The organism is Galbibacter sp., assembly GCF_048266365.1.
GTDB lineage: Bacteria > Bacteroidota > Bacteroidia > Flavobacteriales > Flavobacteriaceae > Galbibacter.
In genome coordinates, this window is record NZ_JBLWZP010000002.1 from 1 (window position 1) to 16,470 (window position 16,470).

Annotated in this window: 13 protein-coding genes; 5 read left to right on the plus strand and 8 right to left on the minus strand. The window is 38.1% G+C overall.

Annotated elements, in window-relative coordinates:
• The first annotated feature begins 197 nt into the window (after window positions 1–197).
• Window positions 198–803, plus strand: a complete 606-nt coding sequence (locus ACN0TV_RS02960; RefSeq protein ID WP_417359960.1) for a pseudouridine synthase — start codon at window positions 198–200, stop codon at window positions 801–803.
• On the opposite strand, the gene ACN0TV_RS02965 is transcribed toward ACN0TV_RS02960, so the two are convergent.
• Window positions 760–2,715 (minus strand): heavy metal translocating P-type ATPase, encoded by a 1,956-nt coding sequence (locus ACN0TV_RS02965; RefSeq protein WP_417359962.1) that lies wholly within the window; start codon window positions 2,713–2,715, stop codon window positions 760–762. The two genes, ACN0TV_RS02960 and ACN0TV_RS02965, sit on opposite strands and share 44 nt — an antisense overlap.
• A gap of 338 nt (window positions 2,716–3,053) precedes the next feature.
• Between ACN0TV_RS02965 and ACN0TV_RS02970 the strand changes: the two genes are divergently transcribed.
• The 3 genes from ACN0TV_RS02970 to trxA all read left to right on the plus strand — a co-directional run bounded on the left by ACN0TV_RS02970 (window position 3,054) and on the right by trxA (window position 4,717).
• On the plus strand, window positions 3,054–3,887 hold the full coding sequence (locus tag ACN0TV_RS02970) for an OmpA/MotB family protein (RefSeq protein ID WP_417359964.1): 834 nt from the start codon (window positions 3,054–3,056) through the stop codon (window positions 3,885–3,887).
• A 136-nt stretch (window positions 3,888–4,023) separates the two neighbouring features.
• Window positions 4,024–4,305, plus strand: coding sequence for a DUF3817 domain-containing protein (locus ACN0TV_RS02975; RefSeq protein WP_417359966.1), 282 nt, complete (start codon window positions 4,024–4,026; stop codon window positions 4,303–4,305).
• Window positions 4,306–4,417: 112 nt separating this feature from the next.
• A complete protein-coding gene (gene trxA, locus ACN0TV_RS02980; RefSeq protein ID WP_417359968.1) occupies window positions 4,418–4,717 on the plus strand; it encodes a thioredoxin in 300 nt (99 codons plus the stop codon).
• A 148-nt stretch (window positions 4,718–4,865) separates the two neighbouring features.
• Here the strand turns inward: trxA and ACN0TV_RS02985 are convergent, their stop codons facing one another.
• From ACN0TV_RS02985 to ilvD, 6 genes are all read right to left on the minus strand, one after another.
• Window positions 4,866–6,467: an NADP-dependent glyceraldehyde-3-phosphate dehydrogenase gene (locus ACN0TV_RS02985; RefSeq protein ID WP_417359970.1), complete on the minus strand. Its 1,602-nt coding sequence runs from the start codon at window positions 6,465–6,467 to the stop codon at window positions 4,866–4,868.
• Window positions 6,468–6,595: 128 nt separating this feature from the next.
• A complete protein-coding gene (ilvA, locus tag ACN0TV_RS02990; protein WP_417359971.1) occupies window positions 6,596–7,858 on the minus strand; it encodes a threonine ammonia-lyase IlvA in 1,263 nt (420 codons plus the stop codon).
• 67 nt (window positions 7,859–7,925) lie between these two features.
• Window positions 7,926–9,395, minus strand: coding sequence for a ketol-acid reductoisomerase (gene ilvC, locus ACN0TV_RS02995; protein WP_417359973.1), 1,470 nt, complete (start codon window positions 9,393–9,395; stop codon window positions 7,926–7,928).
• Between the two features lie 37 nt (window positions 9,396–9,432).
• Window positions 9,433–9,960 carry an acetolactate synthase small subunit gene (ilvN, locus tag ACN0TV_RS03000; RefSeq protein ID WP_417359975.1) on the minus strand — a complete coding sequence of 176 codons (528 nt, stop codon included), beginning with the start codon at window positions 9,958–9,960 and terminating at the stop codon, window positions 9,433–9,435.
• A gap of 15 nt (window positions 9,961–9,975) precedes the next feature.
• A complete protein-coding gene (gene ilvB / locus ACN0TV_RS03005; RefSeq protein ID WP_417359977.1) occupies window positions 9,976–11,709 on the minus strand; it encodes a biosynthetic-type acetolactate synthase large subunit in 1,734 nt (577 codons plus the stop codon).
• 54 nt (window positions 11,710–11,763) lie between these two features.
• The gene (ilvD, locus tag ACN0TV_RS03010) at window positions 11,764–13,446 is read right to left on the minus strand and encodes a dihydroxy-acid dehydratase (protein ID WP_417359979.1); all 1,683 of its coding nucleotides are present in this window, start codon (window positions 13,444–13,446) and stop codon (window positions 11,764–11,766) included.
• 531 nt (window positions 13,447–13,977) lie between these two features.
• Here ilvD and ACN0TV_RS03015 point away from each other — a divergent pair.
• A complete protein-coding gene (locus ACN0TV_RS03015) occupies window positions 13,978–15,351 on the plus strand; it encodes an aldehyde dehydrogenase (protein ID WP_417359980.1) in 1,374 nt (457 codons plus the stop codon).
• A 45-nt stretch (window positions 15,352–15,396) separates the two neighbouring features.
• Here ACN0TV_RS03015 and ACN0TV_RS03020 read toward each other — a convergent pair whose 3' ends face one another.
• Window positions 15,397–16,356 (minus strand): bifunctional helix-turn-helix transcriptional regulator/GNAT family N-acetyltransferase, encoded by a 960-nt coding sequence (locus ACN0TV_RS03020; RefSeq protein WP_417359982.1) that lies wholly within the window; start codon window positions 16,354–16,356, stop codon window positions 15,397–15,399.
• Window positions 16,357–16,470 lie beyond the last annotated feature (114 nt).

Consider the following 16,470-nt stretch of genomic DNA (forward strand, 5'->3'; position numbering starts at 1 on the left):
CAATTTCATAGTACAAAGTTCATAAAAGTTGCTACATGATTACCAGTCAAGAAAAAATAGTTATTAACAAAAAGGGAGTACTGCTTTGTTCCCATCCACTAAAGATCAATGGGTTTCCGCGGTAAGTTTATGAATCTGCTAGAGGAATGTAGTTCGACTTTGCAATGGCCACTTCTAAATTTAATACTTTTGCCGCCATGAGCTATTCACACAATCACTATAAGCTTTTTAAGCCTTACGGCTATATTAGCCAATTGTCAAGTAATGATCCACGGCAATTGCGAAAAAAACGGTTCTTAAATGAATTGTATGATTTTGACCAGGGAATAATGCCTGTGGGGCGCTTGGATGAAAAGTCTGAAGGGCTTTTATTATTGACTACCGATGGAAAGTTAAGTGACCAAATCAATCGAAGCGGAGTTGAAAAACAATACTACGCCTTGCTGGATGGTCAGATTACAGATCAAGCCATTACGGATCTCATCACAGGAGTCCCGATTGGTCTTAAAGGCGAAAAGTATCAAACGCTGCCATGTGACGTCCAAAGGATAGCGATTCCTAATCTACCACAACGAGAAAAGAAAATACGAGATCAGAGGCATGGTTCTACTTCCTGGATTAGTATCACAATTAAGGAAGGTAAATTTCGGCAGGTTCGAAAAATGACTGCTGCCGTTGGATACCCCACATTGCGATTGCTAAGAGTGCGTATCGGTGAGATCCACCTGGACAACATGCAGCCTGGTGAGGTACATGCGCTTACTTCCACTGCATTCGCTGCAATCGAATTGCATTCAAAATAGCTAAAAAGGCCACGCCGACATCCGCAAAAACTGCCTCCCACATCGTAGCTACCCCCCAAGCTCCCATTAGAAGTACAATTAACTTAACTCCAAATGCTAAGGCTATATTTTGCCAAACAATACTTCGAGTTGATTTACCAATCTTTATGGCCGTAGCAATTTTGGAAAGTTGGTCAGTTTGAATTACAATATCCGCAGTTTCAATAGCTACATCACTACCCAAACCTCCCATGGCAATACCAACATCGCTAATGGCTAATACTGGAGCATCATTGATACCGTCTCCTACAAAAGCGACCATATTTTTGGGATCCTCTTTAAGCTTTTCTACTTCTTTAAGCTTGTCCTCGGGGAATAAATCTCCTTTAACATTTGTAATACCTAAGGTCCTACCAATTTCCATGGTGATACTTTGTTTATCCCCGGAGAGAATCATTAGGTTTGAAATTCCTGTTTCCTTGATATTATTAATGGCTTTAATTGCATCATCCTTGAGCTGATCAGCGATTACGATATGGCCGGCATAGATGCCGTTTAAGGCCATGAAAACTACTGTTTCAACAATTCCCTTACTCTTTTCTGGTACGATCACTTGCTGCGCTTGCATAAGCTCTAAATTACCTACTAGAATTTTATGCTTATTTACAACACCACTCAAACCTTGCCCTGGAATTTCTTTTACCCCCGTGGCTTGGTTAGTATATTCGATATTAGGTTTGTAATTCAGTATGGCCTTGGCAATAGGGTGTGAAGATTGGCTCTCTATACTTTTAATATAGCTCAAAAAGCTTGTTTCATCCATGGTTACACAGTCCACAGTTTGAATTTTAAAATTACCTTTAGTCAAGGTTCCTGTTTTATCCATGGCTATAGCATTAACCTTTGTAATGGCGTCTAGGAAAGAAGCTCCTTTAAATAGTAAACCATTTCTAGAAGCTGCGCCTAGCCCACCAAAATAGCCTAGCGGTATAGACACTACCAGTGCACATGGACAAGAAAGCACTAAGAAGATAAGACCTCTATACAGCCAATCTTCAAAGATGTAATCACTTACAAAAAGATATGGTAAAAGCGTAATCGCAAGTGCTGCAAAAAATACTATTGGGGTATAGATTTTCGCAAATTTGCGTATGAATAACTCTGTTTTAGATTTTCTGGCACTGGCTTTTTCAACCATTTCTAATATCCTTGCGATAGAGCTATCCTGATACTTTTTGGTAGATTCCATTTCGATCACTTGATCGGTATTGATATAACCTGCATATACCTTTTCTCCTCTTCTTATGATTTTCGGTACGCTTTCCCCTGTGATGGCAGAAGTATCCATAGTAGCATGTTCAGAGTTAAGAATACCATCTAATGACAGCTTCTCCCCGACTTTGACTTGAATTTTAGATCCAACGGTCACCTCTTCAGGTTTCATGGCAATGAATTTAGAATCTCTATATACCATTGCCATTGATGAACGTTGATCTAAGAGGTCTCTTATATTTCCTTTGGCCTTTCTAACCGCTGCACCTTGAAATAACTCCCCTATGGAATAAAATAACATAACGGCAACACCTTCCGGATACTCTCCTATGGCAAAAGCACCAATGGTAGCCACAGCCATCAGGGTGAATTCTGAAAAGAAGTTTCCTTTTACTAAAAGGAGGTATCCTTGTTTAATAACAGGAAACCCAACAGGAAGGTAGGCTATTACATACCAAAGGATCCGAACCCAGCCTTTGAAAAAATCGATATCAACATAATCCAGTCCTAATCCAATGGCTAGAAGAATAAAACTAAAGATGGCGGGAATGTATATTTTAATGGGACTTGTATAACTAGTGTCACTAATTTGGTGATTTTGCGACGGTGTTGAGGTTTCACAGCAGCTGCAATCAACACTATATTGGGAATGTTTTTCCATGACGTATACCTTTTGAATCTTACTTTATAACAAAAGTATCGATAATAGGAGTGCAATGGAATTGCATAATGATACAGGTGTTTTATGATCGATTAATCTAAGGTTACCGAAACATAAGACTTGAAATTCCATCAAAATCTTATAGAATTAAAAAAAAATGCTACAGAAATTATTGTGAATCTAATTTTGAAATACTAATTGAAAATCAACAAATTAGGTTTGGGAATCATCGATTATCAGTCACTATTTGCTGATAAAAATTACTTTTTTAACACATGAGAAAAATCTATTTAAAGAAAATAAGCGTACGTATAGCAGAAAACTTATAATAGACAATTATGAAAAAAACAGCTTTAACTTTATTAACCGTTGCGTTATTGGCTTCGTGTGTTTCTAAGAAAAAATATGTTGCCCTTGAAAATCAAAACGGAGAACTAAAGAGTCAGCTTCAGAAAACTCAAGTGGTGAATGAGGAGTTGGAAGGTAAATTTGCTGCTATTCAAGAAAGAGTTGATGAATACAATAGTAAAATAAGCAGCCTAACTGACGAGAGTAATAGTAAAATGGTCGCTGTAGGTGATGCTGCTGTTATCTCCGAAGATACGAAAGTAGAGATGAGAAAAACCCTTGAAAAGGTAGACCAATCACTAGTTAGTCAAGCAACCACACTAAAGGACTCGATGAACTTAGCTATAACGTACAACCTTCAAAAATCAATGAGTAACACTGATTTGAACGAGGATGAAGATATTGCAATTGACATTGATGAAACTGTAGTGATGATCTCAATATCTGACAAGATGTTATTCAACACTGCTAGTTATAGAGTTAGTAGCAAAGCAGATGATATCTTACAGAAATTAGCTGATGTGATCAATTCAGAACCAAGCATTGAAGTTATGGTTGAAGGTCACACCGACTCTAGAAGTATTAGCAATGCTAGAGTTCAGGATAACTGGGATCTAAGCGTACTTAGAGCAACTTCAGTAGTTAGAAAACTTCAGAACGATTTCAACGTAGCACCTGAGAAAATGATTGCTTCTGGTCGAGGTGAGTTTCAACCACTAGTTGGGAATGATACAGCAGAGGACAGAAGTAAAAACAGAAGAACAAGAATTGTACTTCTTCCAAACATAAACAAATTCTTTGCTCTAATGGCATCGAATGAGTAGATTTGATTAGCACACACTTTAATAAAAAACGTCTGGTTTAACGATCAGGCGTTTTTTAATTAAACTAACACAGCTTTAACAATTTTAAGCGAGCATAATCCTTATAGAACATTATTTTTGCATTAAAATTGAAAAGATGAATATCAAGAATTTTAGAATAATCAGTATCCTTGAGGGAATTTCGTATCTGCTACTTTTTGGCGTAACGATGCCTTTAAAATATATGGCGGAAATGCCAGAGCCGAATCAAGTAATCGGAATGATACACGGTGTTTTATTTGTTATATATGTACTTATGGCCGTTGTCCTTCAAAGAAAACACGGGTGGTCATATATGACCCTTGGGATTATGTTATTTTGCTCGATACTTCCCTTTGGAACCTTCTGGATGGAAAGAAAGTATTTGCGTTCGGCCTAAGCCAAAATTCTTTTTTAAATATGTGCTAAAATTTAAAGTATAAGATCCACTGTATTTATTTATTGGGTGATGGATCTGTTGCTTATTATACCAAATTTCAAAATTAAAATTCATGCAAAGTAATTTTAAAGATATAATCAAGGTCGATAAACCTGTTCTGATTGATTTTTTTGCTGACTGGTGCGGGCCTTGCCAAACGATGGCTCCTATTTTAAAAGAAGTTAAAGATCAGATGGGAGATCGCATACGCATCATTAAAATCAACGTTGACCAAAACAAAGAACTGGCGGCTCGTTTTCAGATTCGCGGTGTACCTACCTTTATGATTTTTAAAAATGGAGCCCATCTATGGCGCCAATCAGGCTTACTCAGTAAAAAAGATCTTTTAAATCTGTTAAACTCTTATGCCTGATTACGGTATTAAGACATAAATAAGACGAATACAAAAGGCTTTTAAATGTTCTTCAATCCATGGGATCTCTGATTTACATTTAAAAGCCTTTTTATTTTTAGTTATTTGGTCTTCAGGTGAATTAACCAAACAATTTTTATGTATAGTATTACAAGATATAATCCGTGCTTACAAAATTAGAAGCTTTGCTTCCAAGAAGATCATTTAGAATTCTATTATTGTGCTCATTATCTTTTGAAGCAACAAAAGTTCTGATAGAGAATGATCTTAACGCATCGTGAACACTCAGTGTTCCTACTGCTGAATCTTTTCTTCCTGTAAATGGATACATATCTGGACCTCGTTGACAAGAACTGTTGAGATTCACACGGCAAACTAAGTTGACAAGGTTGTCAATAAGCGGCGCAAGGGTGCTGATGTCAGTACCAAACAAACTTACCTGTTGACCATAATTAGAATCTGCCATATCGTTAATAGGCTCATCAATATTATGAAATGGCACCACTGGGATTACCGGACCAAATTGCTCCTCTTGAAAAACGCGCATTTCCTTGGTCACTGGATACAAAACTGCAGGGAATATAAAATTATCAGTAGTTTCTCCACCTTTATCATTTATAATTTTAGCGCCTTTAGCTTTGGCATCATCGATAAGACCTTGAATATATGCAGGTTTATCTGGTTCTGGAAGCGGCGTTAATGTAGCACCTTGTTCCCAAGGGTTACCGAATTTTAATTCATCGACCCTTTTTGAAAAACGCGCATTAAATTCTTCTAAGACATCCTGATGTACATAGAGTACTTTTAAGGCTGTACAACGCTGACCGTTAAATGATAAAGTTCCTGCGATACATTCGTTAATCGCTAGATCCAAATCAGCATCAGGAAGTACAATTCCTGGATTCTTTGCCTCCAGTCCCAATACGAGTCTCAATCTGTTTTTGTGAGGGTGCTGATCTTGAAGGGCAACAGCAGATTTACTATTCCCAATTAAGGCCAATACATCTATTCGACCTGACCTCATAATTGGAGCAGCTACTTCTCTACCTCTTCCAAATACGATATTTACAACTCCTTTAGGGAAACTAGATCTAAAAGCTTCTAATAATGGAGTGAGTAGTAAAACACCGTGTTTAGCTGGTTTAAAGATCACTGTATTTCCCATCATTATTGCGGGAATTAATAAAGCGAAAGTTTCGTTTAGCGGGTAGTTATATGGTCCTAAACATAGGACGATTCCAAGTGGTCCTCTACGAATATGTGCGTAAATGCCATCGCGTTTTTTGAAGTTTGCAGAATCACGGTCTAATTGTTTGTAGTCCTCTATGGTATCATAGATATATTCAACGGTTCTATCAAATTCTTTTTGTGAATCTGCCAAATTTTTACCGATCTCCCACATTAACAATTTTACAACTTCATCGCGTTTTGTAAGCATTTGCTTGGCAAATTTTTCCATGCAAGCGACACGTTGTGATACTTTCATTGTCGGCCATATGCCTTTACCTTTTCCGTACGCATTTCCAGCAGATTCCAGAACCTCTTGGGCTTCTTTCTCTCCCATAAATGGAATACTTCCCAATAGCGTTGGTTGGTATTCTTCAGTGGATGAAATCGTAGAATAAACCGGGGTAGTCTTTCCAGTCCATGGTTTGAGGACTCCGTTGGATAAGTAGGTTCTATGCTCTATGGGTTCTTTGACCAAATATTGGTCCGGGATTTTGTTAAATGTTTTGGTTTTGGTTTCCATAGTTTGTTTTTTGATAATTTTTTCTTTTATGTTAAATGAAACAGACAATTTGACCCTAAAGTTCGTAAATACGACATTAAGATTCAATTATTAATAATAAAAAGCACTTTAAATCACAAATTTGCAATTTATACAAGGTACTGAAACAAATCTGGTTTGTTGTTTAAATATTCGCCAAAAAAGTTCCTGCTTTTCATTCGAGCAATAAGAGGTTCTAAATCCTGTTCCGATTTAAGTTCAATGCCAACCACAGCCGGGGCATTTTCCTTAGCATTCTTTTTGGTGTACTGGAAATGAGCGATATCATCGTTAGGTCCTAAGATCTCTGCAACAAATTCTTTTAGAGCACCAGCTCTTTGTGGGAATCGGATAATGAAGTAATGCTTTAAATTAGCATACAATAATGCACGCTCCTTAATTTCAGCAGTTCGTGTAATATCATTGTTACTGCCACTAATAACACAGACAACATTTTTGCCCTTAATCTCATCCTTAAATTGATCCAGAGCTGAAAGTGTTAATGCCCCGGCTGGTTCAACGACAATGGCGTCCTTGTTGTATAGGTCCAAGATTTCTTGACAAACTCTACCCTCTGCAACGCGTACCATTTGATGTATGTACTGTTGACAGATTGCAAAGGTCATATCTCCTACTCTTTGTACCGCCGCACCATCGACGAATTTGTCAATATTACTTATTTCCGTGTTTTGCTTATTTGCTAATGAAGTAGACATGGATGGCGCTCCATTGGGCTCCACACCAATAATTTTTGTTTGTGGAGAGAGTTGACTGAAAACGCCAATGACACCAGAGGCTAAACCTCCACCGCCTACGGGCACAAAAAGGTAATCAATCGGATCTTTATACTTTTCTAGAATTTCAAGTCCTACAGTTCCTTGTCCTTCAATAACTTTTTGATCATCAAAAGGGTGCACAAAGGTTTTTCCCAACTGTTCGCATTGGGCCATTGCAGCTTTATTAGCATCATCAAAGGTATCACCGTGTAAGACAATTTCAATATAGTCTTCCCCAAACATTGCTACCTGTTCAATCTTCTGTTTAGGCGTTGGAGCAGGCATAAAAATAGTTCCTTTAATCTTGAGTTCTTTACAGCTGTAGGCTACTCCCTGTGAGTGATTCCCGGCTGAGGCACATACAATACCTTTATCTCGTTGCTCTTGAGTTAGAGAATTCATTTTATTATAGGCACCTCTAATCTTATAGGAGCGCACTACCTGTAAATCCTCTCGTTTGAGCATAATGTTCGCCTCATACTGTTTTGAGTAGCGATGGCTTAGATTTAAAGGAGTAACTGCCGCAACTCCTTTAAGAGTTGCAGCAGCTTCTTTTATATGTTCTAATTTAGGTATGTATACCGTTTGTGTTTGCATAAAATCTCTATTTAGCAATTTTTGTTTGCGGATCATCCGCAAACGAAAAGTCAGAACAAATGACTTCTTATACGATTTTTTTCATTGCAGTCATGGAAGAACGTAACCACGCTCCTACTTCTTCTACCGGATGATTTCGTATTTGGTCATTGATCTCGATCAACTCTTTATTGTCAACCCCATTGTTCTGAGAAAAAGGTTTTCCGATAACGTTGGTATCAATTTTCTTCATAAAGTCCTTAAGAAGAGGTTTACATGCGTGATCGAATAAATAACAACCGTATTCTGCAGTATCAGAAATCACTCTATTCATTTCAAAGAGTTTCTTTCTTGCAATGGTATTTGCAATAAGTGGGGTCTCGTGTAATGATTCGTAATATGCAGATTCTTCGATAATACCGGCTTCAACCATAGTTTCAAACGCCAATTCAACACCTGACTTAACAAAAGCAACCATTAACACCGCATTATCAAAATATTCTTGTTCAGAAATGGCATCAGTTCCTGGAGCTGTCTTTTCAAACGCAGTGTTTCCTGTTTCTGCACGCCATGTAAGAAGATTTTTATCATCATTGGCCCAATCTTCCATCATTGTTTTAGAAAAATGACCACTCATAATGTCGTCCATATGTTTTTGGAACAATGGTCTCATGATGCCTTTTAATTCTTCTGAAAGTTTAAAAGCTTCAATCTTAGCAGGATTAGAAAGGCGGTCCATCATGTTGGTGATACCACCGTATTTTAAAGCCTCAGTTATGGTTTCCCAACCGTACTGTATCAATTTAGATGCGTAACCAGGCTCAATACCTTTTTCTACCATTTTATCAAATGAAACAATAGATCCTGTTTGTAACAAACCACAAAGGATGGTTTGTTCTCCCATAAGATCCGATTTCACCTCTGCAACAAATGAAGAGCGCAATACACCTGCACGATGACCTCCTGTAGCCGCTGCGTATGCTTTAGCTTGATCCAATCCTTTTCCTTCAGGATCATTCTCAGGGTGAACAGCAATTAGAGTTGGTACACCAAATCCTCTTTTATATTCTTCACGCACCTCAGAACCAGGACATTTAGGTGCTACCATAATTACAGTGATATCTTTTCTAACTTCCATACCTTCCTCAACGATATTAAAACCGTGAGAATAAGAAAGGGTAGCCCCTTTTTTCATTAGTGGCATGATCGTATTAACAACATCGGTGTGTTGTTTATCCGGAGTTAAGTTGCTCACTAAGTCAGCAGTTGGAATCAACTCTTGGTAGGTACCTACCTTAAAGCCATTCTCGCTTGCATTTATGAAGGATTGACGCTTCTCTTTTATAGCACTTTCTCTAAGGGCATAAGAAATATCAAGACCTGAATCTCTCATATTTAACCCTTGGTTAAGTCCTTGAGCTCCACATCCTACGATAACTACTTTTTTTCCTTTTAGCTTTTCTACACCATCAGCAAATTCCGAGATATCCATAAATTCACAAACCCCCAATTGTTCCAATTGTTGTCTAAGTGATAGTGTATTAAAATAATTTGCCATTTTTTTTGTATTAAATTTTTAGGTTTATTAATTGTATTTAAACTTGAAATTCTTTTAAAATTGATGAAATCTGCATCGTTGTTTTCGATACTGACACACGACCAGAGCGGACAAACTGCATAATTCCATAAGGTTTCAATTCCTCGTACATTGTTTCAATTTCCTCTCTTCTACCCGATTTTGAAATCACGAAGAACTCTGGTGAAACTGTAACAATAACGGAGTGATTGTCCCTTATGATGTTTTGAATCTGACGTTCGTCAAACAAAAGGTTAGATGCGATTTTAAACAAGGCTGTTTCTAAAAAGATCGTTTCTTCATCGGTGTGATAATACGCTTTTATGACCTCGATTTGCTTCTCAATCTGCCCTACAATTTTACGCGCCCAGTCTTCAGTGGTATGGACTACGATTGTGAATTTAGAGACCTCTTCAATCTCTGATTTAGAAACGTTTAAGCTCTCTATGTTGATGTGTCTCTTTAGGAATATTCCTGAGATTCTATTCAACAATCCTATGTTGTTTTCAGAATAAACTGAAATGGTAAAATTCTTTTTTTCTTCCATTTTTAGTGCAATTTATTAGCTTAAACGAATATCTGAAACTGAAGCACCTGAAGGTATCATAGGGAATACATTGTCTTCCTTCTCAACCCTTACTTCTAAGAAGAAAGCCTTCTCCGAGGCTATCATCGCCTGAACTGCATCCTTAAGATCTTCTCGTTTAGTTACCTTTTTAGCTTCAATGTGATACCCTTGAGCTATGGTTACAAAGTCTGGGTTGGTCATTTCCGTGGAAGCGTAACGCTTGTCAAAGAACAACTGTTGCCACTGACGTACCATTCCAAGGAAATCATTGTTTAGAACGACAATTTTAACAGGAACATTAGTTTGGAAGATGGTACCCAATTCTTGGATAGTCATTTGATAACCACCATCTCCAATTACTGCAACAACCTGTCTTTCAGGTGCACCCATTTTCGCACCAATTGCTGCCGGCAATGCAAATCCCATAGTTCCTAAACCGCCTGAGGTAATGTTGCTTTTGGTCGATTCAAACTTTGCATAACGACAGGTAAACATTTGGTGTTGTCCTACGTCAGATACAATCACAGCCTGATGATTGGAAGCGATATTGATTTGTTCAATGACCTCTCCCATGGTTAGACCTGGTTTTTTTGGATGAATGTCATTTTTAATTACCTGCTCAAACTCAATGGTATATTTTTCTTTAAATATATCATGCCAGCTCTGGTGGCTATTTTGGTTGATTTGTGGTAAAATTGCTGCAAGTGATTCTTTAACATCACCCAAAACCGCAACATCCGCATGTACGTTTTTGTTAATTTCTGAAGGGTCTATTTCGAAATGAATAACCTTGGCTTGTTTGGCATAGGTGTTCAAATCTCCCGTAACTCTATCATCAAATCGCATTCCTAGGGCAATTAGCACATCACATTCATTGGTAAGGATGTTAGGTGCATAATTACCGTGCATACCCACCATTCCTACATTAAGAGGATGGCTTGAAGATATTGCTGATGCACCCAATATGGTCCAAGCAGCAGGTATCCCTGATTTCTCAATGAATGCTTTTAATTCTTCTTCTGCCTTTCCAAGGATGATTCCTTGACCCCAAACAATCATTGGTTTCTTAGCACCATTGATCAGCTCAGCTGCTTCACTAATTTTTGCTTTGTCAATTTTTGGATATGGATTGTAACTGCGAATTGCAGTACATTTTTGATAATCAAAATCAAATTCCTCGAATTGCGCATTTTTTGTAATATCGATCAATACTGGTCCTGGTCTTCCAGAACGTGCAATATAAAATGCTTTAGCGATAATTTCAGGAATTTCAGATGCCTGAGTGATTTGGTGGTTCCATTTAGTCACTGGAGTAGAGATCCCTACAATATCTGTTTCTTGAAACGCATCAGACCCCAATAAATGACGTGCAACCTGCCCGGTGATACATACCATAGGTGTAGAATCAATTTGAGCATCTGCGATACCGGTAATTAAATTGGTAGCTCCAGGTCCAGAAGTAGCCATAGCTACACCGACTTTTCCTGAAACCCTGGCATAGCCTTGAGCAGCATGAGTTGCCCCTTGCTCATGTCTGGTTAATACATGATGAAGCTTATTTCTAAACTTGTATAGTTCATCGTAAATGGGCATAATGGCACCACCTGGGTAACCATAAACGGTATCAATGCCTTCAGCCAATAAGCAGTGGATTACTGCTTCAGCACCCGAAATTCTAATTTTCTTTCCGGTTTTGCTATCTTCTTTTTTCAATGTTTTTACTTCCATAAGTAATAAACTTTTAGTTACGGTATCTCCCGCAATTAGCAAATTGATGTTAAGTTAAAATTCATCAGTAACGCATCCTTTGGATGCAGAGGAAACTGACATGGCATATTTGTATAGAGATCCTCTCTTAATTTTTAATTCCGGAGCCTTCCACAAAGCACGCCTTTTTTCCAATTCTTCATCAGAAATTTCAATATCAATAGTATTGTTCACCGCATCGATAGCAATGATGTCTCCATTCTCTACCAGTGCAATATTCCCACCTACTTGTGCCTCAGGAGAAACGTGTCCTACAACAAAACCGTGAGATCCTCCAGAAAAACGACCATCTGTAATAAGGGCGACTTCTTTTCCAAGACCTGCTCCCATTATAGAGGAAGTTGGTTTAAGCATCTCTGGCATTCCAGGTGCTCCTTTAGGGCCCTCGTAACGGATGATGACCACATCACCTTTTTTGACATCTCCATTTTTAATACCTTCATTTACTGCAACCTCACTGTCAAATACATTTGCGGGTCCTTTGAATTCCAATCCTTCTTTCCCCGTTATCTTAGCTACAGCTCCTTCGGTGGCAAGGTTTCCAAATAAGATTCTGATATGTCCAGTTTCTTTGATAGGTTTGTCTAGCGTGTGAACGATATCTTGGTCTTTCAATAAGTTTGGTACATCCTTAAGGTTTTCAGCCAAAGTTTTACCGGTCACAGTTAAACAGTCACCGTGCAGCATATCATTGTCTAGCATATATTTTAAAACACCGGGGATACCTCCAACACCGTGCAAATCTTCCATGGAATATTTACCACTAGGTTTTAAGTCAGCCAATAATGGTGTGTTGTCACTGATGCGTTTAAAGTCTTCTAAAGTAAATTCTACTTGAGCAGCTTTAGCAATGGCCAAGAAGTGAAGTACCGCATTGGTAGATCCTCCTAAAACGGTCACTAACCTAAAGGCATTCTCTAGTGATTTTCTACTGACAATGTCAGATGGTTTAATATCTTTTTCTAGTAATAATCTTAAGGACTCACCTGCTTTTACACATTCCTGCTCTTTTAAATTTCCGCTACTTACTGCTGGAGTTGAAGAGTTAAATGGTAAAGACATTCCGAGTGCTTCAATTGCTGAAGCCATAGTGTTGGCAGTATACATTCCACCGCAAGCACCGGCACCCGGACAAGCCTTGTGAATAACTTCATTAAATTCTCCGTCATCTATAGTTCCTGCGACTTTTTGACCATAGGCCTCAAAGGCAGATATAATATCTAATTTTTTACCATTATGGCATCCTGAGGCGATAGTACCGCCATAGACCAAAATAGAAGGGCGATTAAGCCTTAGCATAGCCATAAGTGCACCAGGCATATTTTTATCACAACCTACGACAGTGATCAGACCATCATACGACATGGCTTCCACTACTGTTTCTACAGAATCCGCAATAATATCCCTCGAAGGAAGAGAATATCGCATTCCAGGTGTTCCATTAGAAATACCATCGCTGACTCCAATAGTGTTGAAGACCAAACCGACCATGTCTGCATTTGACGTTCCCTTTTTTATATGGATTGCCAAATCATTTAAGTGCATATTACATGGATTCCCTTCGTAACCGGTACTAGCAATACCAATAAAGGGTTTTTGTAAATCCTCATCTGTTAGACCCAAGGCGTGTAGCATTGCTTGTGCAGCTGGTAGGGTTGGATCCTGTGTTACCTGTTGACTAAACTTTTTTAAATTCACTTTAATTGTTAAATTTTCGAGTATTATTTAATTATATTCAAAATTATAGCATTGTATTTATAATAAATACCATGTTCTTAGTCAGACTTTAAATCCAATTGCATTATAAAATAGCTAAATGACTATTTTACAGCGTTTTAAATAGATTAAATTAGGACACTCAAGCCTTATTAATTCTTGAATAATTTTTAAAACATCCTTCTTTTGGCGTATTATCGCCCAGATGCCGTTAAAAAAAAAGGTCTGTACCAAAATTGATACAGACCCTATATTTTCGAGCACTCGAAACTGTATCAACTCAATTGGAGTTCATAATTCGAATGACTATTATGTTACTATTGTTCACCATATGAAATAAAAAAACCTTCCATGTTTTGGAAGGCTACAATAATTAAGTTTTATTAATACCCCTCCCCGCTCAATGAATAATCACCAAGTTATGAATTGGACGTATGAGAATTATTTGTTTTTTCATAAGAACAATATTAGATATATTTTCTAAATTGAAAAAACTTTTTGTCGAATTTAACAATGGAAACAGATTTATTAGAATTGATCAAAGGTCAGGATGCGTATTTTAAAAGTGGGCAAAGTCTACCTATTTCTACGAGAAAGCAATTGTTAAAAGCGCTCAGGGATACGATAATTAACCGAGAGGAAGTTATCCTCAAAGCAATTTATGAGGATTTAAATAAACCGGTCTTTGAGGCCTTGGCAACCGAGCTTAATATGGTGATAAGTGAGATTAATTATACCCTGAAACATATTGATAAATGGGTCCGTGCAAGAAGGGTTAGTTCAAATCTGTTAAACTTTCCATCAACGGCTGAAATCCACTCGGAACCCTACGGACGCGTGTTGATCATCTCCCCATGGAATTATCCTTTTGCTTTGGCATTGATGCCATTAATTGGCGCCTTAGCTGCTGGGAACACTATAGTGCTCAAACCTTCTGAATTAAGTTCAAATACCACAAGTTTAATAGCGGAGATTCTTCAGGATATTTTTCCAAAAGAACATATAGCAGTGGTTGTAGGTGACCAACAAATCGCTCAACAGCTTTTAGAATTTCGTTGGGATTACATCTTTTTTACCGGGAGTACTCGTGTTGGAAAATATGTATACCAAAAAGCAGCAGAACATTTAACACCCGTTACGCTAGAACTCGGGGGTAAGAGTCCTTGTATAGTCGATTCGAGCGCCTCGGTTAAGCACCTGGCAAAACGAATTATATGGGGTAAATTTTTAAATGCCGGACAAAGTTGTATTGCCCCGGACTATCTTTTAGTGAGTTATCAGGTGAAAGATCAATTAATTGCAGCACTTAAGGAGGCTATAACTAAGGCGTATTCAGAGCGTATTGAAAGCAGTACCGACTACACCCAGATCATAAACGCCGCACATAGGGATAGGCTTCTGAGGATTCTCGAGGGTCAAGATATTCTATATGGAGGTACGGCTGAGGGTAATTTTTTCGCCCCCACTTTAGTTGATGAACCTAATATCGACAGTCCACTGATGCAACAGGAGATTTTTGGACCTATTCTACCAATCATTGGATTTCAATCTTTCGAACAGGTGAAGCAAATTATTGATCGGTATGAGAAACCCCTTGCTCTTTATGTGTTTAGCAATGAAAAATCCTTTGTTAAAAAAGTACTGGAAAACTTCTCTTTCGGCGGTGGAGTCGTCAACGATACTATGGTGCATTACGCTGAAAGAAATCTACCCTTTGGAGGTGTGGGGCATAGCGGTATGGGGGCTTACCACGGGGCTAGTAGCTTTAAAACATTTTCCCATCAAAAATCCATTGTAAAAAGGAGCCGTTGGCTGGACATTCCCTTGCGCTACCCTCCTTATAAAGATAAGGCGAAATGGCTTAAATTTATCCAAAGATACCTGTAAAGCCCGCAATTTAACCAACTTAAGGGCAAGTGGTTGAAGTAAAGATTATAGCGTTAATTCCATTTGAATATCTGCCCTTTTATAAGGACTGGGACGTCCGGAGATGTCTGCAAATCCTAGTTTATGGTAAAGATTTACAGCCGGTTTCAAAACACGGTTACTTTCAAGGTATAGTTTCGAGGCACCTAATTCCTTGGCAACCCTTATCGCTTCAAGGCCTAGTAGATAACCTATGTTTTTGCCTTGAGCTTTTGGAGAAACTGCCATTTTGATCATTTCATAATCGTATTGTGAATCATCCATCTTCGCTAAAGCACAGACACCCAGAGGCTCATCCTTATATAGAGCTACTAATATTTTCCCTCCTTTATCAATAATATTTTCTTTAGGATAATCCAGTAACTTGTAATCTGTAGCTTCCATCTCAAAATACGTGGAAACCCATTCTTCGTTTAGACTTTTAAAGATGGATTTATGGTTCTCTTGATATTCAACAATGCGAACATGCTTGCTTTCTCTTAGCTTTTTTTGTTCCTGTATCCTTTTGAGTAAGGATTTTTGCTCGATCAAATATTCCCATTCAGCAATGGCTTCCCAAAGGTTGTTACCGGCTTCAGCGATTATACCGTCAACAGCGGTGTTGGCATCTGATGAGAGATCGTTTAAAATCTGATCTGAGATGTCCATGCCCTTTTCTGTAAGTCCGGCAACATTTTTTCGTTTATCCTTTGATCTAAGGTTGTCTTTCACAAGGCCGGCCTTGGCCATCTCCTTTATGATTTTAGTAACCGATGGCTGTGAATGGCCTATGTTTTCGGCAATTTGCGTGATGGTCATTTCTCCATCCTCAAAGAGCATAAAAAACACCGGAAACCACTTGGGTGAAAACCCTTCTATGCCGTATAACTCATAAAGTCTACTTGCATCATCTGTTAGTTGTTGACTCAATAAACGCAATCTGCTGCCTATAGCCATCTTACCTGCTCGTTCAAAAAATTCTGCCATTACTAAATGAATTGTTAATTGTATAACTGGTTATGCAAATGTATTTCATAGATCCTTATTTTCAAATAAAATCAACTCAATTTTTGTTTAGGTTATGTTAAAGTTTTTAATAGG

What these genes read in the sequence shown, in the direction of transcription:
- ilvB (WP_417359977.1), bottom strand. Translation starts at nt 11,709, where the DNA reads ATGGAAGTAAAAACATTGAAAAAAGAAGATAGCAAAACCGGAAAGAAA.
- ilvA (WP_417359971.1), bottom strand. Translation starts at nt 7,858, where the DNA reads ATGCAAACACAAACGGTATACATACCTAAATTAGAACATATAAAAGAA.
- trxA (WP_417359968.1), top strand. Translation starts at nt 4,418, where the DNA reads ATGCAAAGTAATTTTAAAGATATAATCAAGGTCGATAAACCTGTTCTG.
- ACN0TV_RS02960 (WP_417359960.1), top strand. Translation starts at nt 198, where the DNA reads ATGAGCTATTCACACAATCACTATAAGCTTTTTAAGCCTTACGGCTAT.
- ACN0TV_RS02970 (WP_417359964.1), top strand. Translation starts at nt 3,054, where the DNA reads ATGAAAAAAACAGCTTTAACTTTATTAACCGTTGCGTTATTGGCTTCG.
- ACN0TV_RS03015 (WP_417359980.1), top strand. Translation starts at nt 13,978, where the DNA reads ATGGAAACAGATTTATTAGAATTGATCAAAGGTCAGGATGCGTATTTT.
- ACN0TV_RS02975 (WP_417359966.1), top strand. Translation starts at nt 4,024, where the DNA reads ATGAATATCAAGAATTTTAGAATAATCAGTATCCTTGAGGGAATTTCG.
- ACN0TV_RS02985 (WP_417359970.1), bottom strand. Translation starts at nt 6,467, where the DNA reads ATGGAAACCAAAACCAAAACATTTAACAAAATCCCGGACCAATATTTG.
- ACN0TV_RS02965 (WP_417359962.1), bottom strand. Translation starts at nt 2,715, where the DNA reads ATGGAAAAACATTCCCAATATAGTGTTGATTGCAGCTGCTGTGAAACC.
- ilvC (WP_417359973.1), bottom strand. Translation starts at nt 9,395, where the DNA reads ATGGCAAATTATTTTAATACACTATCACTTAGACAACAATTGGAACAA.
- ilvN (WP_417359975.1), bottom strand. Translation starts at nt 9,960, where the DNA reads ATGGAAGAAAAAAAGAATTTTACCATTTCAGTTTATTCTGAAAACAAC.
- ACN0TV_RS03020 (WP_417359982.1), bottom strand. Translation starts at nt 16,356, where the DNA reads ATGGCAGAATTTTTTGAACGAGCAGGTAAGATGGCTATAGGCAGCAGA.